This is a genomic window from Malaciobacter sp., from assembly GCF_055140965.1.
The window spans coordinates 1-21,780 of record NZ_JBSRRO010000046.1; the positions used below are offsets into that span (position 1 = coordinate 1).

Sequence of the window (21,780 nt, forward strand, 5' to 3'; positions counted from 1 at the left end):
AAGCGAGAAAACTGTCAAGAACCATGTTTACAATATTTTTAAAAAATTAGATGTGAAAGACAGAACTCAAGCTGCTATTTATATGCTTAAAAATGAGACAATTTTACAAAACTAATCTTTTATAAGGCTAAATTTGACTTTTATACAAAAAAGCGTATCATATTGTTGATACACAGTGTCATTCATACAAAAAACCACGGGGGGTAATTTCATTGGAAGATAAAGATTTAAAGGAAATTGAAAAGCGTTTGGGTTACAAAAACGTAGATGCATGGACAAAAATTTCTGATGAAGAAAAAGAAAAAGTTTATCAGTTTGCAGAAGACTACAAAGACTTTATGGCACAATGTAAGACAGAAAGAGAAACGGCAGAGAAGATTATAGAAATAGCAGAAAAGAATGGCTTTATCAATATTGAAAAAGTTACAAAAACAGCAGTACTTGTAAATCAAGGAAAGAAAAATATTAGATGTAATGTAAAAGATGAAGATGATATAGGTATTTTAGGTCAAGCATTTGATTCTATGTTAGATTTTTTTGAAAATAGTATTAAAACTTTAGATAAAAAAGTTGAAGAAAAAACAAAAGAGATAACAAAGTCTTTAGAAGAAAAAGAGTTACTTTTAAAAGAGATACATCATAGAGTTAAAAATAATTTAGCTTTAACTATTGGACTAATTGAGTTACAAGAAGAAGAGGTTAAAGATGAAAAAACCAAAAAAGTACTTATAGATATTCAAGAAAGAGTTTTTACAATGGAACTTTTACATAGAAAACTTTATGAATCATCAAATATTAATAATATATTTTTTGATGAGTATGTGATTGATTTAATTGATGTTATATCTTCTTCTTATGATATTGAAAAAAAAGTTAAAACAAATATTGTGGTAGATAAAATAAAATTAAATATAGAAAAAGCAATGCCATGTGGTTTAGTTCTAAATGAGTTAATAACAAACTCATTTAAGTATGCTTTTAACAATAATAATGATGGAAAATTAGATATTACTATAAATAAAAAGAGTAGTGATTTGATAATAATTGTAAAAGATAATGGTTGTGGCTTAAAAAAGGAGTTTGATGAGATTTGCGATGATACTTTGGGATTAAAACTTGTTTTTTCAATTGTAAAATATCAGTTATTTGGACAAGTAAAATATGAATATGATAATGGTGCAAAATTTATTATAAAAATAGAAATATAACTTATAATAAAAATTTGATAGCAGAATATTTAAAATCAATATTCTGCTTTATCAAATCAAATATGATTGCTCATATTTGCACACATAAGGAGTGTAATTATACATATGAAAAAGCACGAAAAAATGATATTTTATTCATTTGATATATATCTTTTTCTTTGAGCCTCTTTAAGCTTATTTATTTCTACTAAAATAAATCCATCAACACAATTGCTAAAATCTGGATCAACATTAAAACCTAAAAACTTTACACCACCATCTTCACAAACTTCACTGTATTGTTTAAATAGTGTAGGAATAGTAACTCCCATATTATTTAAAGATGATTTTAAAATCTTGAAATCTTTTTTTCTATCATTTAATAAAAAAATCTCTTTTATATCTTGAATATTTGTAGAGTATTGATAAGTAAGTCTAGGCTCTATAATATTTTTGTCTATGCCAAAATAATGCCAATAATAAAAAATTAACATATCTTTTGCAACTTGAGGAAAAGAGCCTGAAATAGACACAGGTCCAAACATATATTTTATATAAGGATTTTGTTTTAAATATGCACCAATTCCATACCATAAATAATCTAATGCCCTTGTCCCCCAATATTTTGGTTGCACAAAACTTCTTCCAAGTTCTATTGAATTTTTTAAATAAGGTGAAAAATCATTGTGATATTTAAATAAACTATTTGAATAAAATCCTTTAGCTCCTAAGTTTTTATTTATAAAATCTCCATCACCAATTCTGTATGAACCTACTATTTCTAAATCATTCTCATCCCAAAGAATTATATGTCTATAATAAATATCATATTTATCAGTATCTCTTTTTTTATTTATTCCCTCACCAACTTTTCTAAAACTAAGCTCTCTTAATCTTCCTAACTCTTTTAAAACAGTTGAGTCTTCATTATAATCATATAAGTAGATTTTTTTACCATCTTTTGTATTTCCTATTAGTTTTGCACTTTTAAGCTCTTCTATAATATCCTCTTTTTTTTGTGGGTGAGCTATTGCTTTTTGTGTAATAAAAAAAGATTTTCCTTTTTTCTTTTTTAGTGAATAAAGATGTTTTTTATATAAATTTACTAAAAATTTTTTATTTATTCCTTTTGGAATAATATGTTCACTTGGAATTATTTCTCCAATTTTAATATTTATATTTTTAGATTTACTTTTAAACATCTCATGGGAAAGTAAAAGAGTTGAAAAGGTTTTGTTTATTATTGACATTGTATAAAAAATTTTTGAGTTTTTTCCATCAATAAAAATGGGTAAAATTGCAGCATTCGTATTTTGTGCAAAATTTAAAAAACCTTTACTCCAGTTTGGATCACTAATACCTTTTGCACTTGCTCGACTAACTTCACCTGCTGGGAAAATAATTATTGCTTCTTCTTTATTTAAAGCTTCATAAACTGCTTTAATATCACTTTTTGATTGTCTTTTTTTATAATTATCAATTGGAATCATAAGAGGTTTTAAAGCTTCTATTCCTGCAAGGAAATCATTTGCTACGATTTTTACATCATGCCTTATACTTCCTACAAGTTTTAGTAAACAAAGGGCATCAAGACCTCCTAAAGGATGATTAGCAATAATTACAACTTTTCCACTTGTTGGAATATTTTGTAAGTTATTACTAGATACAGTGTAGTCAAAATCAAAATAATCTAAAACTGCATCAACAAACTCAAAACCAATTAAGTGTGAATTTTTTGAAAGAAACTCATTTATATGCTCTTCATGAACAATTCTTTTTGCAATTTTTAAAACAGAATTGCTTAAAAAGTCTCCTTTTTGTTTAATTTTTGGGAACTTTTTTAAGATTTCTTCTTCTACATTAACCATTATAATCCTTTGTAAAAGTTTATAAAAGTACAGTTACAATTAAGTTACAAAAAGTTACTTTCTTTTTTTTGAGTAAAAATATGTTAAAATCGCGGAAAATAGAAGGAAGGATTAATGAATAAATCTTTTATCTCAAATTTTTTAGCATTGTTACTAGTAGTAATAGCTTATTTAGTAAATAATGATACTTTATTAATGATTGGATTATTTGCTTTTAGTGGAGCTATTACTAATGCTATTGCTGTTCATATGTTATTTGAAAGGGTGCCTTTTTTATATGGAAGTGGCGTAGTTGAGAATAGATTTGAAGAGTTTAAAAGTGCTATTCATTCTTTAATAATGAATGAATTTTTTACAAAAGATAATTTAAATAAATTTTTTGAAGATGAAGTTGCAAGTAAAAAATCAAAATTTGATTTATCAAACATCTTATATAAGACTGATTTTACACCTGCTTTTGAGTCTTTGAAAGAAGCAGTTATGAACTCTTCATTTGGTGGAATGTTAGGAATGTTCGGTGGTGAACAAGCATTAGAACCTTTAAAAGAGTCATTTATTGAGAAACTACAAAGTTCAATTATTAGTATTTCACAAAATGAGAGTTTTCAAGAGGCTTTACATGCAAGTTTAAGTAGTAAAGATGTAAGTGAAGATATTCACAAAAAAGTTAGTAATATCGTAAACAAAAGATTAGATGAGTTAACTCCTAAAATGGTAAAACAAATAGTTCAAAAGATGATTAAAGAGCATCTTGGTTGGTTAGTTGTTTGGGGTGCTGTTTTTGGTGGATTAATTGGATTTATAACAACGATTTTAGTAGGATAGAATTATGGAAGAAAAACAAGAACAAGAAGAATTAGAAGTATTAGTAGTATTAGAGTTAGAAGGTTTACAAAATCAAGAAGTTTTTGAAAAACATGTAACAAAAGAGGGTTTTAAAATAGTTGAAGGTGAAAAATTTGCATATTCAGGTAAAAGCACTACAGGTACTTTTTCTACAAAAGCATATATTCTAGAAATCTTTAGAAAAGGACTTTTAAAAGTTGAGTTTGAAACTTGTGGAATGATTTTTCAAATTGGTGATATGCCATGGCAAGCTTATAAATTCGATAAAACTACAAATGAATTTAATGAAGTAAAGTAAATATATGAAAAATATATTTGACTTTTTTACAAAAAAAAATAATTGTCAATTATTAGTTGTAAGTAATGATAAACAAGCACAAATAGCATCAGACATAGCATCTTTTTTTGGTTATGAACCTTTTGTTCTAGCAGATTTTAGAGCAAATTTTAAAGATGATTTATTGTCTTTTAGTGAAGAGTTACAAGATATTACAAAAGCTTTAAATGGTTTTTATAATTATAAAAAAAAGAATAAAATACTAATCTCTCCTATTAGAACAATATCTTTTCCCATGCCTAAAGAAAAATGCTTTGATAGCTTTAATATTAGTTTTGCAGATACTTTAAATCTTGAAGAGTTTAAATCAAAACTTTATAATTGGGGTTATTATTTTGTAGATATAGTTACAAGTCAATCAGAAGTTTCAATTAGAGGTGATATTGTAGATATTTGTCCTTTAGGAAGTGATATAGGTTATAGAATCTCTTTATTTGATGATGAGATTGAAAGTATTAGAAAGTTTGATATTGAAGATCAAAAGTCTTTTAAAGAAGAGATTGAGAGTTTTTCAATTAATCCTGCTTTTTTGGCCTTAGATGAACAGACTTTTGAAGAGTTAAATGAGGAAGTTCAAAAAGTAGAATCAGATGCATTTATAAAAGATATCCACTCTTTAGGATTTTGGTATTTAAATGATTTAGGTGAATATTTACCTCAAAATATGAACACTTACATAACAATTGAAGCCTTAGATGAATTAGAAGAAGTTTATGTTTTTGAAGAGAAAAGAGTTGCTAAAGAGAAGTTTTTACAAACTCCACAAATTACCCAGTCACGAAACTATAAAGAGATTGATGTAGCAAATATAAAAGAGTTTATTAGTTTTCATGAGGGAAAAAAAGTTACTATTATCTCATCAACTGAAGCAAAAGTAAAAAGTTTTGATTTAGATCTTAGTGACTCTTCTATTAATTATGTAATAAAACCATATATTATTAATGTTGTTGGTGATGAGCAAATAGTAATTTCATTAAACAAAGAGATTAAAAAAAGAAGAAAAAAAAGAGTAAGACTTGTACTTGATGAGCTTCAAGAGGGTGATTTTGTAGTTCATGAAAAACATGGTATTGGTAAATATCATGGAATAGAACCTGTAACTGTAATGGGTGCAAAAAGAGATTTTGTTATTGTTATGTATGCAGGAGATGATAAGCTTTTACTTCCTGTTGAAAATCTTGATTTAATAGATAGATATGTTGCTGATGGAAGTTCATATGCTGTTGTTGATAAATTAGGTAAGGGAAGTTTTGCTAAGCTAAAACAAAAAGTTAAAGATAAACTTTTTGCAATAGCAAATGATATTATAAAAATTGCTGCTACAAGAGAGCTTATAAATGGAATAAAAATAGATACAAATAAACAAATATTAAGAGATTTCCAAAAAAGCTCAGGCTTTACTTATACTAAAGATCAAGAAAGAAGTATTAGAGAAATTTTTGAAGATTTAAGTAGTGGAAAAGTAATGGATAGGTTACTTTCAGGAGATGTGGGATTTGGAAAAACAGAAGTTGCAATGAATGCAATTTTAGCAACGGTTTTAGATGGTTATCAAACTGTTTTTGTTTGTCCTACAACACTACTTGCAACCCAACATTATCATAGTATCTCAAAAAGATTTAAAGAGTTTGATATTACTATAGCAAAGCTTGATAGTAAAACTACTACAAAAGAGAAAAATCATATTAAAAAAGGTTTAGAAAGTGGTGAAATAAAGTTTGTAATAGGAACTCACTCTCTTCTTGGAATAAAAACAAAAAATTTAGCTTTAGTTGTAATAGATGAAGAGCATAAGTTTGGAGTAAAACAAAAAGAGAAATTAAAAGCATTAAGAGAAGATGTTCATATTTTCTCTATGAGTGCAACTCCAATTCCAAGAACATTAAATTTAGCACTTAGTAAGTTAAAAGGTATGAGTAGTTTATTAACTCCTCCAACTGAAAGATTAGGAGTTAGAACTTATGTTAAAGAGTATAATGATAAATTAATAAAAGAGATTATTTTAAGGGAAAAAAGAAGAGGTGGACAACTTTTTTATGTTCATAATAACATCGCTTCAATTGAGGCTAAAAAAGCAGATATTGAAGAAATAGTTCCAAATATCAAAGTTGAAATTATTCACTCTAAAATAAAACCTTTAGATGCAGAAAAAATTATTGATGCTTTTGAAAATAAAGAGTTTGATGTATTATTAGCTACTTCAATTGTAGAATCAGGACTTCATTTGCCAAATGCAAACTCAATAATTATAGATGGTGCTGATAGATTTGGTATTGCTGATTTACACCAACTAAGAGGAAGAGTTGGACGAAGTGACAAAGAAGGTTTTTGTTATTATGTAGTTGAAGATAAAAAGCAAATTACGCAAGATGCTGTAAAAAGACTTGTAGCTTTAGAGTCAAATTCATACCTTGGAAGTGGAACTGCACTTGCCCATCAAGATTTAGAAATTAGAGGTGGTGGAAATATTGTTGGTGAAGCACAAAGTGGACATATTAAACAAATAGGGTATGGACTATATTTAAAAATGCTTGAAGATGCATTGGCAACTTTAAGTGGAGAAACAAAAGAAGAGAACAAAAATGTTGATATCAAACTTGCAATTAGTGCTTATATTTCAAATGATTATATTAGTGAAGATAGAGTAAGACTGGAATTATATAGAAGATTAAGTAAAGCAAGTAGCAAAGAAGAAGTATATTCTATTGAAGAAGAGATGGAAGATAGATTTGGTAAGCCAGATATTGTTACAAAGCAGTTTTTAGAACTTATTTTAATTAAGATTTATGCAATAAATAAAGGTATAAAACAAATAAGTTCATATGAAATGAATATAACATTTGTAAAAAATGATGATACAAAACAAAGTATAAAATCATCTTCAAAAGATGATGATGACATTATATCTGCAACCTTACAATATTTGAGAAAATAAAAAAGGTTCTTTACATTTGTAAAGAACCTTTTTAAATCAAGGAGTGTAACTTTGAAAAATTTCTTGTCATAGTTAGGATTCTATGATGAAAAAACTTGCATTTTAATTTATTTGTACTCTTTTAAGAATTTAGCTGCATTTCTAAAGTCATCAGTTAAAGGTCTGTCATACTCTAAGAAATCTACAACTTTTCTAAACTCGTTATACATTTTTTCTGTCTCTGCTGATAGTTTTAAGTTAGGATTTTTTTGTAATCTTAAATCAATCGCTTGAGATGCAATTAATAACTCCATACCATAGATATGATATAAGTTGTCAATTTGTTTTCTAACTCTTTTTAATACTTCAGGTGCATTAGTTGCAATATCTTCAATATCACCTGCAACTGGTAAGTAGTTTAAAGAAATAGGATTAGCTAAAGCTTGGTTTTTAGCTGCTAAAGATACAAATGGTTTTTGCATTGCACCAAAGGCATGTACAGTATTTTTTGTACCTAAAAATCTTGTTAATTTTGTAAATTGAGGTTTTAATAGTTTATTTGATCTTTGTGCTGATGCTAAAGAGTTATGTGCTAATACAATAGCATTTGCTTCAAATTCAACTACCCATGGCATAGGCTCAAAGTTTGCAGTTGGAATAACAGCACCTTTGAAATCTTTTCCATTTACATATACTTTTTTCTCTTGGTATCTATCTGATTTTGATACAGCACCTATTGCTACACCTGGATTATCATCAGATGAGTTCCACTGGATTTTCATTAAATTATCTAATTTATTAATTGAAGTATCTAATGTTCCTAAAATATATGCTCCATCTCTATAACTTAATGGATCTTGTAAAGCTCTAGTTGTATCTTTTTCCCAAAGGTAACTACCCTCTAAAATTTTATTGATTTTTTTAGCAGCTCCCACATATCCAGGAAATGGTCTTAATTTTTGAGTTTCTGTATGCATTGGAGCAATATTTCCATTTAATGCTTCTAAACTTAAAGCATAAACATATTTAGAAATATTAGCTAGTTGTTTCATTTCATCAAGTGCTAGTCCTGCTAAAGCACCTGAATATGCATTTGAACTAATAATTGATAATGCATCTTTACCAAATAAAGAGATTTTTTTAACACCAGCTTTTTCAAATGCCTCTTTAGTAGGCATTTTTTTACCTTTATAATAAACATGACCCTCACCAATCATAGCAAGTCCAATGTGTCCTAAAATTGTAATATCAGCTTCACCCATAGAGCCTTGTGATGGCATAGTTGGAATAATATCTTTGTTTAAAAATGTTTTATACATATTTACAACTTTTGTTTGTACTCCTGTACCACCAAATAGCATATTGTTTAATCTTGTAACTAAAATAGCTCTTGCTTCTTTTACTGGAATGTCTTCTCCAACACCTCCACAATGAGCATGAATCAAGCCTTTAGAAGACCTTGGTATATTAAAACAACAAATCGTAATACTACTACAATTACTGATCCATATTATGATGTAGGATTTAAAAAAGTTGTTGTAGCTATTTGTACACCATTTTTAGAAAAAAACAAAAAGCAAGCAGTTGTTTGTGGGATTTTACCTTTAAATAATATAAGAAATGAGATTTTAGATATTCCTTTACCTTATGATGGGATTGCATACTTAATGGATCGTCATGGAAAGATTTTATTGCATCCTAATAAAGAGCAAGAGTTAAGAAACTCTGTGTATGGCTTATTGACTAAAGAAAGAACTACTACTGTAAATAATGAATTAAATGAGTATATTTTTTCCCATGATCATATAAATCAATCAAATTGGTTTATCATAGCTCAACTTAATAAAAGTAGTGTTTATGAAAAAATAAATCTGCAACTTATTATAAATTTAACTATTTATGGTTTAAGTCTTTTAGGATTTATATTTTTAAATATGCTTTATACAAAAAAACAAAATATTAGTGATGAAAAGCTAAAAAAGACAGAAACATTACTTAATCATTTTATTGATTATGGTGATAGGGGGATTTTAATAGCTGATTCTAAAAATAAAATTTTATTTTTTAATTCTTTATTTACACAATATCTTAGGTTAAATAAACTAGATATTAATGATACTTATTTAGAAGCTACTAATAATATTTTTAAGATTTATGATTCAAAAATACATACACAAATATATAAAAAGATTGCTTATGCAAAACATTTTAAGAAAAGTCAAGAGCATAGTTTTGAGTTTATTTTTAATAATGAGACATATTATTTTGAAATAACTATTCTTCCTGTATTAAGTAGTGATAAAATATATCAAGGACTTATGATATTATTAAAAGATGCAACAGAGAAAGAGAAAGAAGAAATTTATAAAAAAGAGCAAGAAGATATTCTTTTTCAACAAGCAAAAATGGCAGATTTAGGAGAGATGATTGCAGCTGTTTCACATCAATGGAGACAACCTTTAAACTCTTTATCAATTATGGTTGGAAACTTACTACAATTTAGACAATTTGGTCGATTATCAGATGAGATGTTTGAAGAAAATTTAAATCATTGTATGACAAATATTCACTATTTAGCAGATACAATTGAAACTTTTAGAAACTTTTATAAACCAAGTAAAAAATGTCAAAAATTTCAAGTAGATAAAGCAATTGATGAAGTTTTTTATATAATTTCCCCTCACTTTAAAACTCTTGGGATAAATTTAGAAATTAAAAAAGATGAAAGAGAAGATATGACTTGCTTAAATTATAAAAACGAGTTTCAACAAATAGTTGCAAATTTAATGCATAATGCAAAAGATGCTATAATAGAAGATAAAAGTTATTCAAAAACTATTGAAGTAGAGATTAAACTATTAGATAATAACTTTTATATTAGTTTTAAAGATTATGGTTGTGGTATTTCTAAAAAAATAGAAAATCAACTATTTCAATCTTTTGCAACAACAAAAAAAGATAAAGGTACAGGAAAAGGTCTTTATTTGTCAAAGCTAATTGCAAAAAATAAATTAATGGGGAGTTTATCTATTAGAAACTATAGTAATCCTACTGAGTTTTTAATTGTATTACCATCTCAAAAGGAAGAAAATGGTTGATTCAAAGGTACTGAATAAATTATCAAATATTCATGTTTTAATTGTAGAAGATGATGAAATGACTGCCCATGTGATTCATCAGTCATTAAATTTTTATTGTAAAAAAGTTGATATTGCAAATAATGGGATTGAGGGTTTTGAACTTTATGAAAAAAATAAGCCTGATGTTGTTATTGCTGATATAAATATGCCAGAAATGAGTGGTTTAGAAATGGCAGAAGCTTTACATGAAATTTGCCCACATTTGCCTATAATTATTATGACTTCATATGATAGTTCTGAAAATATGCTTGAAAGTATTAATCAAGGTGCATATAGTTATTTAAGAAAACCTATAAGAATTGAAGAGTTACAAACAGCACTTTTAATGGCAACAAAAAATATCTATAACTCAAGTATAAAATTAGAAGATGATTTTCATTATGATTGTAGTTCAAAGAATTTGTATGATGGGTACAAATTAATAAAACTTACAAAAACAGAAAAAGAGTTAGTTCATTTGCTTATGTCAAATATAAATAAAGTAGTTGATTTTACAACTATTGAAAGTTATGTATGGCAAGAAAAAAGTATGAGTATTGAAGCTTTGAGAATGTGTGTAAAAAAATAAGAGCAAAAAGCTATTTGAAATTAATTGAAAGTGTTCCTGGGTGTGGATATATAATCAATGAAAAAAGTAATGATTAATCATTACTTTTTGGTTTATATAAAGTAAAAGACATAGAGTTCCAACTATGTATTCCACCTCTATACCATAAGATTTTTTTTTGTGGATAGCCTATTTTTATTAGATTATTAATAGCATAAAAAGATTGCTTACACCAAGCTCCATTACAAAATATTACTATTTTTTTTGCATCTTTAAAACTATATTTACTATCTATTTTTTTTACATTTAATTTTTTCATACTATTTTCAAATAAATCCATAAAAAACTCATCTTTTTCAAACTCATCAAAAGGAATATTTATAGCAGTTGGAATAGTTCCTAGTTTGAACCATGACTCTCTTCTTACATCTATTAGTGCATATTTTTGTGGTTCTTTTAATAGTCTATTTTTTATGAAATCTAAAACTTCAAGTTCTCCAATAGTTTTAATATTTTCATTATACTTTATGGGTAAAACAACTCCTTTTGTCGTTATAAAGCTCTTTTTACATTTTGAAGAAACCTTCTTACTTGCAAAATCTTCACTCCAAAAAAGTTCTGGAACCATTCCAAACTCTATGCATTCACTTGGAACTTCTCTTTCAATAATAATTTGCTTATTATCAATATTTGCTTTTACTCCACTTATTTGAAGCATTTGAAGATTTGAAGCAAATAAAGAAAAGTTAAGTATTGAAAAAAGTATTAAAACTCTCATAATTCTTCCTTTAAGTAAGATTTATTTAAATTCTATCCTAAGATATCTTCTGTTAAACCAAAATACCAAGCTTTTGCGGTTTGTGCTACTTCTTTGCTTATATTTGAAACTTCTGCTTTAACTTTTAATTTATCATTTTTATATGAATATTCATGCATTATTGAAACAGCTTTTGTTTTAGTAATCATGGAATAGCAAACATTTCCTGGTAGATTTGACTTGTAATCAAAAGTTTTCTTATCTAATCTACTTATTAACTCTTGCGCTAAAACATAAGCACATGAGTTTGCCATTTGAGCTGATTTGGGAAATGGATATTGTCCTTGTGCATCTCCTACTACATAAATGTAAGGAGAACTAATTGACCTAAAAGTTGGTTCTTGTAACTTTGCAAAACCATTGTTTGTTTCAAGTTTTGCAAGTTGTATTAATTTATTTGCTTTATTTGGAGGAATAATATTTGCTTCTTCAAAAGAGAGTTTTTTTGTTTTATAATCAAGCTCTAGCATATCAAAGCTTTCAAAAGTTATCTCTTTTTTTTCAAAATCTATATCTTTAAAATTTGTGTATGGCTTATAGTTTATATAATCTTTATAATAAGTATTAAATGCATTTAAAAATTCATTTGCTTTTGATGCAGGTTTTTCTCTTGGGTCTAATACTATAACCTTTGCTTTGATTTTATTTGATTTAAAATATTGTGCAATTAAACAAGCTCTTTCATATGGTGCTGGTGGGCATTTATATGCTCCACTTGGAATAGAGATTATAAAGTTTCCACCTTTAAAGTTTTGAATCATTTTTTTTAAAGCTAAGTGTTCACTTCCTGGCTTTAATCCTGCTGGTGCTTTAAATTTACATTGTTTGATTTTTTCATTATCTTTAAAAATCTTTTCATAATCATAATCAATACCTGTTGATAAAATCAAATATTCATATTTTAAGATTTTATTATTAGACATATAAAGAAGTTTTTTATCTTTATCTATATTTACAACTTTTTCATTAATAAAATTATAGTTATATCTATTTATACTGTTATAATAACTAAAATTTAAATCCTCATATGAGATATTTGAAATGTTAGTTAACCATTGGTTTGAAAAAGGACAAGAGCTAAAGCTACTATTTTTTTCTATTAAAGTGATATCTAAATTTGGTTTTAACTCTTTTAATCTTTTTACACAAGAAAGTCCAGCAAAGCCAGCACCACATATTGCAATAGTAGTTTTTAAATAATTGTTATTTTTATTAAAAGAAGTATTAGCTTGTAGGTTATTAAAGTTTAAGGCTATGGTACTAAACATGGAAAATTTAAAAAAATCTCTTCTAAACATACTTTCTCCTACTTAAATATAGTAAATATATTCTATCAAAAAAATAGGTATAAATTAATTATATTTTATATTTAAAATAAGTGAATTTTATAATATTCTCTTTGTATATAAATTAACTATGATTAAGATTTGGTTAACATGTAGTTTATAAGCTGTTAAAAACCTAAGTATATAATTTCAATATACAAATTAAAGGAGATTAAAATGAAAATTTTAACAAGTGTAATAGCAAGTACAGTTTTAGCATCAGGTCTTTTTGCATATGGTAATGGAATGCAAGGTAATTGTAATATGCAAAATAACCAAGGAAAAAATTATAATAGTGCACAAAACTATAAAGGTGGGAACTATAATTGTGTAAATAATTATCAAAACTCTAAGATGATGAAAAGAGGTTCTGGTTACTCAAAAGGAATGGGAGTATTAAGAATTGTAAGACAGTTAGATTTAACAGTTGAGCAAAGAAATGATATTAGAGATATTATCTTAAAAACAAGAGCTAAAAGACAAACTATTGGTGAAGCTTTTACAAAATCAAGCTTTGATAAAGATAAATATATTAAAATAGTTACTTCTAAAAGAGAGAATATGATAAAATTAAAAGCTCAAATGATAGAAGATATTTATAATGTTTTAACAAATAAACAAAAAGAGCAATTTAAAGTATTGTTGGATTTAAGAACTAGTAGATACAAAGGATAAATTTTGATTAAAATTGCGATGGTGGAAGATGATATTCAATTAGCAGATCTTCTAACACAATATTTAAAGCAGTTTAATATAGAAGTTACAAATTTTGAAGAGCCATTTTTGGCTCTTTCAAGTTTAAGAATACATAAATATGATTTGCTTATTTTAGACTTAACACTTCCTGGAATGGATGGACTTGATGTGTGTAAAGAAGTAGTAGAAAAGTTCAATATTCCTATTATTATTTCAAGTGCAAGAAGTGATATTACAGATAAAGTTACAGCTTTACAATTAGGTGCAGATGATTATTTACCAAAGCCATATGATCCAAGAGAATTAGAAGTTCGTATAAAAACAATTCTTAGAAGGTATAATCAAAACAATGAAGATGTAAAAGAGGATAAGAAAAAACTTTTTAAACTAGATATTGAAAAAAGAGAGATAACAAAAAAAGGTAAATATATCAAATTGACAGCTGCTGAGTATGAAGTTTTATCTTTATTACTAACAAGAGAGGGATTTGTTGTAACAAGAGAAGAGATTTTTGATAATTCTGATTTGCTAAATCATGATTATGAGAGTTCTGGATCTTTAGCTGTTATTATTAATAGAATTAGGCAAAAAATTGAAGATAACCCAAAAGAACCTATTTATTTACAAACTATAAGAGGAATGGGGTATAAATTTTTACAATGAATAGAGAATCAATATTTTTTACAATTACAGTAAGTTTTATAATTTCAGTTATTTTAGTAATAGCAAGTTTTACTATTTTGATGACCCATAACTATCAAAATAAAGAAGAACAACTACTTGAAAAATATATACCAATTATAAAAATGGTTTTAAGACAGCATAATAGAGGTGTTGTTGATAATGATTTCTTAAAAACTCTTGAAGAGATTAACTATACAATGTTTACAAGTAAAAAACAAATAAACAAAATAACATATAATCCTAAAACAAAAATATTAGTAGAAAAAAAGAATTTTAGAAACAGAACTGTATTTAGAGTACTAAAACTAAAAAATAAAAATTATATTTATATGAAAAAACATAGAAAAAGTTTACTAATTAGAGATAATATTCCCCATGCAAATTTAACACAATTATATATTTTTCTTGTTTTTGGAATAGTTATTATAACTATTGTATTGATGTATTTGATAACTTTAAGAAAATTGATGCCTTTGAAAATATTAAAAGATAAAGTGAAGCATTTAGGTGATGAGAATTTTGATTTTGAGTGTTGTGATACAAATAGAAAAGATGAAGTTTCCCAATTAGCTTTAGAGTTTAAAAATACTGCAATAAAATTAAAAAGCATAAAAGAAGCAAGAAATGTTTTTATTAGAAACATTATGCATGAATTAAAAACACCAATTACAAAAGGGAAATTTTTAGTAGAAATAAAAAAGACTGAACATACAGCTGATAATTTAAGAGAAGTATTCAATAGATTAGAATCACTAATAAATGAATTTGCTTCAATTGAAGAGCTTATCTCTTCAAGTAAAAATATTGAAAAAAACTATTATTATATAGATGATATCGTTGATAATGCAATTGATATTTTAATGATAGATAATGAAAATGTAGAACAAAAATATGAAAATAAAAAAGTGTTTGTAAATTATAAACTATTTTCTGTCGCAGTTAAAAATATAATTGATAATGCAATAAAATATTCAAAGGATAAAAAAGTTACTATTAAATCTGAGGGCGAAAATATAATCTTTGAAAATAAAGGAGTAATGCTCAAACATGATTTAAAGTCATATTATGAACCTTTCTTTGGTTCCAATGAAAATAACTCAAACTCTTTTGGCTTAGGTTTATATATTGTTTTTAATATCTTAAAAGCAAATGGATATAAATTAGAGTATGAATACATAGATGATACTAATATATTTAAGTGTATAAAGGAAGAGATATCTACGAAATAGCAATTATAGGAGCGGGTGCTAGTGGTTTAATGTTGGCATCTTCTTTAAAAAATAGAAAAACTTGTATTATTGAGACAAATGATAAAATTGCTCAAAAAATAAAAGTAAGTGGTGGAGCAAAGTGTAATATCACTAATAGCTTAGTTACTTGTGATAATTATCTTGGTAATAAAGAGTTTATTAAAAAAGTATTAAGAAATTTTTCAAATGATGACTTAATTAAATTTTTAAATTCAAATGGTGTTTATCCAAAAATTAATCCAAAATTAATAAAGGGAACATATTTTTGTAAAAGTTCACAAGATGTAATTGATATGTTTACAAAACTAACTACACATGTAAAGAAAATATTAAATACAAAAGTAGATGATGTTGATTTTAAAGATGAGGTTTTTATAATTAAAACTTCAAATACTATTATTAAAGCTAAAAAATTAGTAGTAGCTAGTGGTGGTTTATCTTATGCTTCTTTGGGTGCTAGTAGTATTGCATATGATATTGCGAAAAAATTTGGTCATGATATTTCAAAACTTGACCCAGCTTTAGTAGGTTTTACTGTTCAAAAAGAGCAGTTTTGGTTTAAGAAATTAAGTGGTTTATCAATTATGGCAAAAGTAAAAGTAGAAGATAAAAGTTTTAATGCTTCACTTTTATTTGCACATAAAGGTTGTTCAGGACCACTTATTTTAAATAGCTCACTTTATTGGAAAAAAGGAAAAATAAGTTTTGATTTTTTGCCAAAACAAAACTATAAAGAGCTATTAAAATCAAATGCATTAATTAGTTCAAAACTTCCACTTCCTAAAAGATTTGTACAAGAGTTTTTAGAATCAATTAAAGTAAAAGATAAGTCATGTAGTACTTTAACAAAACAGGATTTAGACGCTTTAAGTCTAATTCATAATTATGAGTTCTCACCAGCAGGAAACTTTGGATATACAAAAGCAGAAGTTACAAAAGGTGGAATTAAAACAGAGCAAATTGATGTAAACTCTATGGAAAGTCTAAAACAAAAAAATCTTTACTTTTTAGGTGAATGCTTAGATGTAACAGGTGAACTTGGTGGATATAATTTTCAATTTGCCTTCTCAAGTGCAATAACTTGTGCTAGAAATATATAATATTTTTTAGTTTAAAAATGACTAATACAATCTAAATGTTAATTACAATACAATTTTAAAAAATTAAAATAAAGATTTTAAATGAGAATAGCGTTTATTGGTGATATTGTAGGAAGACCTGGAAGAAAAATAATAAAAGATAATTTACAAACAATAAGAAAAAAGTTTGAAATTGATTATGTAATTGCAAATGCAGAAAATGCTTCTCATGGTTTTGGTTTGACAATTAAAAATTGTGATGAGTTATTAAAGTGTGGAATAGATATTATAACAGGGGGTAATCACTCTTTTGATAAGAAAAAAGAGATGATAACTTTACTTGAAACTAAGCCTGTATTAAGACCTGATAATTATCCTTTAGGCTTAGTAGGAAGTGGTATAAAAGTAGTTGAAGTAAATGGTGAAAAATTAGCTGTTATAAACTTAATGGGTCAATTTGCTATGCCTACTGTTGAGAATCCTTTTAATTGGGCAAAAAAATTAGTACAATCACTACATGAAGAAAATGTTAAAAATATATTTGTTGATTTTCATGGGGAAGCTACAAGTGAAAAAAGAGTAATTTTTATGATGCTAAAAGGGCAAGTTAGTGCGATTTGTGGTACTCATACTCATATAAGTACAGATGATTTGCAAATTGAAAGCTCAACAGCATATTTAACTGATATTGGCTTAACAGGTTGTAGGGATAATGTAATAGGAATGGATAGTAAAGTTCCTATTTTGAAAGCTACAACTGGACTTGGAGGACACTTTCAAATTCCAAATTCATGCAAATCAATTCTACAAATGATGGTAATTGATATAGATGATGGAAAAGCAATAAATGCTTTTAAAATAAAAAAACTATGCAATAAACAAGAGTTAATAATAACAGATGCAATCATTGAGTAATTCTTATGAGCTTTTAGAGTTTTTAAAAGCTTTAAATCTAATAGAAAAAGAACCAAGATATTGGTGGCCAAGTAGTGATGATTTTGAAATAGTTGTTGGTTCAATATTAACACAAAATACAAAATGGACTAATGTAGAAAAGTCTTTAAAAAACTTGAAATCTTTAGACTATTTAAATTTAGAAAATTTAGCAAATAGTGATATTGTTTTATTAACAAATGCAATTGCACCAAGTGGCTTTAAAAATCAAAAATCAAAAAGATTAAAACAACTTTGTATAAATATAATAGAAGAGTATGGCAATTTTGAGAAGTTTAAAGAATCTACTAACTCTTCTTGGTTACTTTCCCAAAAAGGAATAGGACAAGAGACAAAAGATGCAATTTTGTGTTATGCTTGCAAACAAGAGTATATGGTAGTTGATAAATATACAGCAAGACTACTTTTTCGTTTTGGATATGAATTTGACTCATATGATGATATACAGACATGGCTAGTATATGGAATTAATGAAAATTACGATAAAATAGTCAAGCTTTATGGCTATGAAATATCACTAAATGAAATTTATAGTAGGTTTCATGGCAAAATTGTCGAATTTATGAAACGCAATCCAAAGGATTAATTGATGATTATAATTCCACAAACAAAAGGTGGAGTAGGTAAGTCTACTGTTGCAATGCAAGTTATTGCTCCATACCTTTATAAAAAACATGGTAAAAAAATCAAATATATAGAAATAGATGACGAAAATAATGATAGTAGGTCTTTTACAAGAACAGAAATAGTTGAAAAGCAAATGCTTGGAACAAATAAATTATCAGATTTAGATGAACTAATTTTAATGGATGATAACCATGAAATTATAGTTGATGTTGGTGGTAACAAAACTTCATCACTTGTACTAGAAGAGATAAAAAAAGTTGGTTCTTTTGGAAATATCAAATGGATTATTCCTTTAGGTGATGGTGAGCTTGATGGAAAGAATGCAATTGCAACTATGAAAAAAATAAAAAAAATAGAGAGCAATCCTGAACAAAATATGATATTTGCTTTAAATAGAGCTATTTCAATGGAGCCTGATTATATTGAAGAGCAGTTTATTAACTTTTTTGGGCATAAATATTTAGGAACTAACTCAGCACTATATGATTTTGTAAAAGATCCAAAGTACTTTCCTGTAAAAAATGATAAAATTATTACAATGAGTAGATATTTAGGAAGTACTGTATGGGAAATGGCTTATAACAATACAGATTTTGCTGCAAAAGCAATTAAGGCAAAAGAGCTAGGCGATGTTGAAAAAGCTAGAAAATATCTATTTTTTAGAAGAATTCAAACAGAAGCAAAGGATTATGTACTTGGTGTATTAAATAGAATTTTTAATGATTTAGATAGATGGATAGAAATTAAAAAATGAGTGAAATGAGCTTTAAACAAGCCAAAGAGATAGTTGAAAGGCTTGAGTTTTCTGAACTTGCACTTAGGAAATCATTTAAAGATATTAATACATCAACAAAGACTTTAACTGAATCATCAACTGAATTAGAAAAGTCTTTAGAAAAACAAAAACAAGTATTAACTCAAATACCAAAAATGAATGCAAAACTTACTGTTTTAAAATCCCTTATTATGATAAATATAGGGTTTATTATTGGTATTTTTGTGGGAAAATTTTTATTATAATTTAGGAATATAAATGGGTAAACAAGAAAAAATTGTATCAATGTTTAATGATATATCTGGAAAATATGATATTGCAAATAGAGTACTTAGCATGGGAATTGATAAAAGTTGGCGAAATAAAGCTTGTAAGTTAACATTTGATTTTTATGATAAGAGTAAAATAGAAAAAATTGCTGATGTTGCATGTGGAACTGGAGATATGATAGATTTTTGGTTAAAAATAGCAAAGCAAAATGCAATTGAGATTGAGAATATTGTAGGAATTGATCCTAGTGTTGGTATGATGGATGTTGCAAAAAAGAAATTGCCAGAAGTTGAATTTATAGAAGCAGGAGCTTCTGATATGCCACTTGAAAGTGAATCAACTGATATTATTTCTATTTCCTATGGAATAAGAAATGTAGTGCAAAGACAAGAAGCATTTTATGAATTTGCAAGAGTTTTAAAGAAAAATGGTCTTGTAGTAATTAGTGAATTTACAAAAAATGAAAAAACTTCACCAATTGATTATTTGACAGATTTTTATATGAATAAAATTTTGCCAACACTTGGTGGAATAATTACAAAAAATAAAGAAGCTTATACATACTTACCAAACTCTATTGATGAGTTTTTAACTACTGATAATTTATGCAAAGAGTTAAAAGAGGCTGGATTAGAGCCAATTTATACAAAAGCTTTTTCTATGAATATTTCAACACTAATAATAGCAAGAAAAGTTTAAAATAGGGCGTTGAAGCCCTATTGTAAAGAGGAAAAATGAACGCACCACTAACAGTTACAGCTTTAAATACTCAAATAAAATCACTTTTAGAAACTACTTTTTTAGAAACATATGTAGAGGGTGAAATTTCTAACCTTACTTATCATAGTTCAGGACATATTTACTTTTCAATAAAAGATGATAAATCAACAATTTCATGTGTAATGTTTAGAGGCAATACTAAATATTTGAAATTTAAACTTGAAGTTGGGCAAAAAATAAATATAAGAGGTAATCTTACTGTTTATACTCCAAGAGGAAGTTATCAATTAATTTGTTCTAGAATTGAGCCATCAGGTCAAGGAGCTTTGGCCTTAGCTTATGAGCAGTTAAAAAAGAGACTTCAAGAAAAAGGTTATTTTGATTCACAAAGAAAAAAGAGCTTACCAAAATATCCCAAAAAAATTGTGCTTGTAACTTCACCAACAGGTGCAGCAATAGAAGATATGAAAAAAGTTGCAACAAATAGATGGCCTTTGGTTGAGTTTATTTTAGTTCCTACTTTAGTACAAGGTGAAATGGCAAAAAATGATATAGTAAATTCTATTAAGTATGCAGATAGTTTAGCTTGTGATATTATGATTGTAGGTCGTGGTGGAGGAAGTATTGAGGATTTGTGGGCTTTTAATGAGGAAATAGTTGCAAATGCCATATATGAAGCAAATACCCCTATAATCTCAGCTGTTGGACATGAAGTTGATTTTTTAATTTCTGATTTTGTTGCTGATGTTAGAGCTGCAACACCTTCAAATGCAATTGAAATATCTTTGCCTGATATAAATGAACATAGAATTTATTTAGATAGTTTACATAAAGAGTTTGAAAATAGATATAAAAATATTTTATATACTAAAGAGCAAAACATAATACATTTGAAAAGAATGTATGAACAAAACTCTATTGAGTCAAAGTTTAATCTTATTGCATCTGAAATAAAAATATTAAAGCAAAGCTTTGAAAATAGATTTTCAAATATTATTATCTCTTCACAAAATAGTTTAAATATGTTAAAAAACTCTTTTGAATTAAGCAATCCAAAGAACAAAGAGAAAAAGGGTTTTGTTCAATTAAGTAAAGATGAAAAAATAATTGATTTAGATAGTTTAAAAATTGATGATATTGTATCATTGCAAACACCAAAATATATAGCTACTGCTAAAATTGAGGCTATAAAAAAACAATAAAGTTTAAGTTTATAATAGATAAAATAAATAAATCTTATAAAAAGGTGCATTAATGTTTGGTTCTGTATCAAAAAAAGAGTTAAAAATAATCGATGAGTATTTTGAGCAATTTGTTAGCTTTGTTAAATATGAACAGAACAATTTTAAGTATATTGAAAAAACAGGCAATAAAGACCTTGATGAAATGTTCCAAAAATGGAATAGATTAATTGAATCTACTGATATAAGAATAAAAGATGATATTAAAGTTATTGGAGAAATTGTTTTAACTACTGATAAAGTAGATCAAGGTATTTTCCAATGTAGAATTAAAGCAAATACAAATAATCCTATGATTGCTACTTTGAAAAAAACAGTTAATAAAATGCTTGATTCTTTAGATACTCATATGCATAATATAGAAGATAGTTTAGAATCATACTCAAATGATGACTACACAAAAAAAATAGAGATATCACCAAAATTAAAAGCAAGAATGTTGTCAGTAATGAAAGGAGTAAATGCCTTAGGAGAAGCACTAGCAACAACAGCAAAAACAAATC

The 21,780-nt window shown here is 26.5% G+C and carries 21 protein-coding genes and 1 pseudogene; 18 read left to right on the forward strand and 4 right to left on the reverse strand.

Going from position 1 to position 21,780, the window contains the following annotated elements; translation table 11 throughout:
• Both ACTCCZ_RS11545 and ACTCCZ_RS11550 read left to right on the forward strand, forming a co-directional pair.
• Positions 1-115 (forward strand): response regulator transcription factor (locus ACTCCZ_RS11545; RefSeq protein WP_463187360.1); only part of this gene is annotated, 115 nt, incomplete at its 5' end.
• A 97-nt stretch (positions 116-212) separates the two neighbouring features.
• Complete coding sequence (locus ACTCCZ_RS11550) at positions 213-1,208, forward strand: sensor histidine kinase (RefSeq protein WP_463187357.1); 996 nt, start codon at positions 213-215, stop codon at positions 1,206-1,208.
• A gap of 131 nt (positions 1,209-1,339) precedes the next feature.
• Here ACTCCZ_RS11550 and olsF read toward each other — a convergent pair whose 3' ends face one another.
• Entirely contained in the window at positions 1,340-3,055 is a 1,716-nt protein-coding gene (gene olsF / locus ACTCCZ_RS11555) for a bifunctional ornithine lipid synthase OlsF (protein WP_079579693.1), read from the reverse strand.
• A gap of 114 nt (positions 3,056-3,169) precedes the next feature.
• Between olsF and ACTCCZ_RS11560 the strand changes: the two genes are divergently transcribed.
• The 3 genes from ACTCCZ_RS11560 to mfd are packed head-to-tail and all read left to right on the forward strand — an operon-like array spanning position 3,170 to position 7,173.
• Positions 3,170-3,880, forward strand: a complete 711-nt coding sequence (locus ACTCCZ_RS11560; protein ID WP_079579694.1) for a DUF445 domain-containing protein — start codon at positions 3,170-3,172, stop codon at positions 3,878-3,880.
• A gap of 4 nt (positions 3,881-3,884) precedes the next feature.
• A complete protein-coding gene (locus tag ACTCCZ_RS11565; protein ID WP_079579695.1) occupies positions 3,885-4,199 on the forward strand; it encodes a hypothetical protein in 315 nt (104 codons plus the stop codon).
• A gap of 4 nt (positions 4,200-4,203) precedes the next feature.
• Complete coding sequence (gene mfd / locus ACTCCZ_RS11570) at positions 4,204-7,173, forward strand: transcription-repair coupling factor (protein ID WP_079579696.1); 2,970 nt, start codon at positions 4,204-4,206, stop codon at positions 7,171-7,173.
• Positions 7,174-7,280: 107 nt separating this feature from the next.
• On the opposite strand, the gene ACTCCZ_RS11575 is transcribed toward mfd, so the two are convergent.
• Complete coding sequence (locus ACTCCZ_RS11575) at positions 7,281-8,597, reverse strand: HAL/PAL/TAL family ammonia-lyase (RefSeq protein WP_228145334.1); 1,317 nt, start codon at positions 8,595-8,597, stop codon at positions 7,281-7,283.
• On the opposite strand from ACTCCZ_RS11575, the gene ACTCCZ_RS11580 reads away from it, so the two are divergent.
• Both ACTCCZ_RS11580 and ACTCCZ_RS11585 read left to right on the forward strand, forming a co-directional pair.
• Positions 8,589-10,250, forward strand: a complete 1,662-nt coding sequence (locus ACTCCZ_RS11580) for a cache domain-containing protein (protein ID WP_159445746.1) — start codon at positions 8,589-8,591, stop codon at positions 10,248-10,250. The two genes, ACTCCZ_RS11575 and ACTCCZ_RS11580, sit on opposite strands and share 9 nt — an antisense overlap.
• Positions 10,243-10,860, forward strand: coding sequence for a response regulator transcription factor (locus ACTCCZ_RS11585; RefSeq protein ID WP_228145335.1), 618 nt, complete (start codon positions 10,243-10,245; stop codon positions 10,858-10,860). The genes ACTCCZ_RS11580 and ACTCCZ_RS11585 overlap by 8 nt, the downstream gene beginning before the upstream one ends.
• Before the next feature lie 73 nt (positions 10,861-10,933).
• On the opposite strand, the gene ACTCCZ_RS11590 is transcribed toward ACTCCZ_RS11585, so the two are convergent.
• Positions 10,934-11,617, reverse strand: coding sequence for a rhodanese-like domain-containing protein (locus ACTCCZ_RS11590; protein ID WP_079579699.1), 684 nt, complete (start codon positions 11,615-11,617; stop codon positions 10,934-10,936).
• A gap of 32 nt (positions 11,618-11,649) precedes the next feature.
• A complete protein-coding gene (locus ACTCCZ_RS11595; RefSeq protein ID WP_079579700.1) occupies positions 11,650-12,954 on the reverse strand; it encodes an FAD-dependent oxidoreductase in 1,305 nt (434 codons plus the stop codon).
• A 204-nt stretch (positions 12,955-13,158) separates the two neighbouring features.
• Between ACTCCZ_RS11595 and ACTCCZ_RS11600 the strand changes: the two genes are divergently transcribed.
• From ACTCCZ_RS11600 to ACTCCZ_RS11650, 11 genes and pseudogenes are all read left to right on the forward strand, one after another.
• Positions 13,159-13,656 (forward strand): Spy/CpxP family protein refolding chaperone, encoded by a 498-nt coding sequence (locus tag ACTCCZ_RS11600; RefSeq protein WP_079579701.1) that lies wholly within the window; start codon positions 13,159-13,161, stop codon positions 13,654-13,656.
• A gap of 3 nt (positions 13,657-13,659) precedes the next feature.
• On the forward strand, positions 13,660-14,340 hold the full coding sequence (locus tag ACTCCZ_RS11605; RefSeq protein WP_079579702.1) for a response regulator transcription factor: 681 nt from the start codon (positions 13,660-13,662) through the stop codon (positions 14,338-14,340).
• Positions 14,337-15,590: an ArsS family sensor histidine kinase gene (locus ACTCCZ_RS11610; RefSeq protein ID WP_079579703.1), complete on the forward strand. Its 1,254-nt coding sequence runs from the start codon at positions 14,337-14,339 to the stop codon at positions 15,588-15,590. The genes ACTCCZ_RS11605 and ACTCCZ_RS11610 overlap by 4 nt, the downstream gene beginning before the upstream one ends.
• Positions 15,560-16,711, forward strand: a complete 1,152-nt coding sequence (locus ACTCCZ_RS11615) for a BaiN/RdsA family NAD(P)/FAD-dependent oxidoreductase (RefSeq protein WP_228145336.1) — start codon at positions 15,560-15,562, stop codon at positions 16,709-16,711. Before ACTCCZ_RS11610 ends, ACTCCZ_RS11615 begins: the two co-directional genes overlap by 31 nt.
• Positions 16,712-16,792: 81 nt before the next feature.
• Positions 16,793-17,605 carry a TIGR00282 family metallophosphoesterase gene (locus ACTCCZ_RS11620; RefSeq protein ID WP_079579704.1) on the forward strand — a complete coding sequence of 271 codons (813 nt, stop codon included), beginning with the start codon at positions 16,793-16,795 and terminating at the stop codon, positions 17,603-17,605.
• Entirely contained in the window at positions 17,589-18,230 is a 642-nt protein-coding gene (locus ACTCCZ_RS11625) for a 3-methyladenine DNA glycosylase (protein ID WP_079579705.1), read from the forward strand. The genes ACTCCZ_RS11620 and ACTCCZ_RS11625 overlap by 17 nt, the downstream gene beginning before the upstream one ends.
• A gap of 3 nt (positions 18,231-18,233) precedes the next feature.
• A complete protein-coding gene (locus ACTCCZ_RS11630; protein WP_079579706.1) occupies positions 18,234-19,025 on the forward strand; it encodes a hypothetical protein in 792 nt (263 codons plus the stop codon).
• A 5-nt stretch (positions 19,026-19,030) separates the two neighbouring features.
• The gene (locus ACTCCZ_RS11635) at positions 19,031-19,291 is read left to right on the forward strand and encodes a hypothetical protein (RefSeq protein ID WP_228145337.1); all 261 of its coding nucleotides are present in this window, start codon (positions 19,031-19,033) and stop codon (positions 19,289-19,291) included.
• Between the two features lie 13 nt (positions 19,292-19,304).
• Positions 19,305-20,015 carry a bifunctional demethylmenaquinone methyltransferase/2-methoxy-6-polyprenyl-1,4-benzoquinol methylase UbiE gene (gene ubiE / locus ACTCCZ_RS11640; protein WP_079579708.1) on the forward strand — a complete coding sequence of 237 codons (711 nt, stop codon included), beginning with the start codon at positions 19,305-19,307 and terminating at the stop codon, positions 20,013-20,015.
• 35 nt (positions 20,016-20,050) lie between these two features.
• A complete protein-coding gene (gene xseA, locus ACTCCZ_RS11645; protein ID WP_079579709.1) occupies positions 20,051-21,238 on the forward strand; it encodes an exodeoxyribonuclease VII large subunit in 1,188 nt (395 codons plus the stop codon).
• A gap of 52 nt (positions 21,239-21,290) precedes the next feature.
• A pseudogene (locus tag ACTCCZ_RS11650) lies at positions 21,291-21,780 on the forward strand (hypothetical protein); the annotation flags it as partial.

Bases quoted from the DNA above. Each gene is read 5' to 3' on its own strand.
- xseA (WP_079579709.1), top strand. From the start codon at position 20,051: ATGAACGCACCACTAACAGTTACAGCTTTAAATACTCAAATAAAATCA.
- ACTCCZ_RS11600 (WP_079579701.1), top strand. From the start codon at position 13,159: ATGAAAATTTTAACAAGTGTAATAGCAAGTACAGTTTTAGCATCAGGT.
- ACTCCZ_RS11610 (WP_079579703.1), top strand. From the start codon at position 14,337: ATGAATAGAGAATCAATATTTTTTACAATTACAGTAAGTTTTATAATT.
- ACTCCZ_RS11630 (WP_079579706.1), top strand. From the start codon at position 18,234: ATGATTATAATTCCACAAACAAAAGGTGGAGTAGGTAAGTCTACTGTT.
- ACTCCZ_RS11560 (WP_079579694.1), top strand. From the start codon at position 3,170: ATGAATAAATCTTTTATCTCAAATTTTTTAGCATTGTTACTAGTAGTA.
- ACTCCZ_RS11580 (WP_159445746.1), top strand. From the start codon at position 8,589: ATGAATCAAGCCTTTAGAAGACCTTGGTATATTAAAACAACAAATCGT.
- ACTCCZ_RS11565 (WP_079579695.1), top strand. From the start codon at position 3,885: ATGGAAGAAAAACAAGAACAAGAAGAATTAGAAGTATTAGTAGTATTA.
- ACTCCZ_RS11620 (WP_079579704.1), top strand. From the start codon at position 16,793: ATGAGAATAGCGTTTATTGGTGATATTGTAGGAAGACCTGGAAGAAAA.
- ACTCCZ_RS11590 (WP_079579699.1), bottom strand. From the start codon at position 11,617: ATGAGAGTTTTAATACTTTTTTCAATACTTAACTTTTCTTTATTTGCT.
- ACTCCZ_RS11595 (WP_079579700.1), bottom strand. From the start codon at position 12,954: ATGTTTAGAAGAGATTTTTTTAAATTTTCCATGTTTAGTACCATAGCC.
- ACTCCZ_RS11585 (WP_228145335.1), top strand. From the start codon at position 10,243: ATGGTTGATTCAAAGGTACTGAATAAATTATCAAATATTCATGTTTTA.
- olsF (WP_079579693.1), bottom strand. From the start codon at position 3,055: ATGGTTAATGTAGAAGAAGAAATCTTAAAAAAGTTCCCAAAAATTAAA.
- ACTCCZ_RS11625 (WP_079579705.1), top strand. From the start codon at position 17,589: ATGCAATCATTGAGTAATTCTTATGAGCTTTTAGAGTTTTTAAAAGCT.
- mfd (WP_079579696.1), top strand. From the start codon at position 4,204: ATGAAAAATATATTTGACTTTTTTACAAAAAAAAATAATTGTCAATTA.
- ubiE (WP_079579708.1), top strand. From the start codon at position 19,305: ATGGGTAAACAAGAAAAAATTGTATCAATGTTTAATGATATATCTGGA.
- ACTCCZ_RS11635 (WP_228145337.1), top strand. From the start codon at position 19,031: ATGAGCTTTAAACAAGCCAAAGAGATAGTTGAAAGGCTTGAGTTTTCT.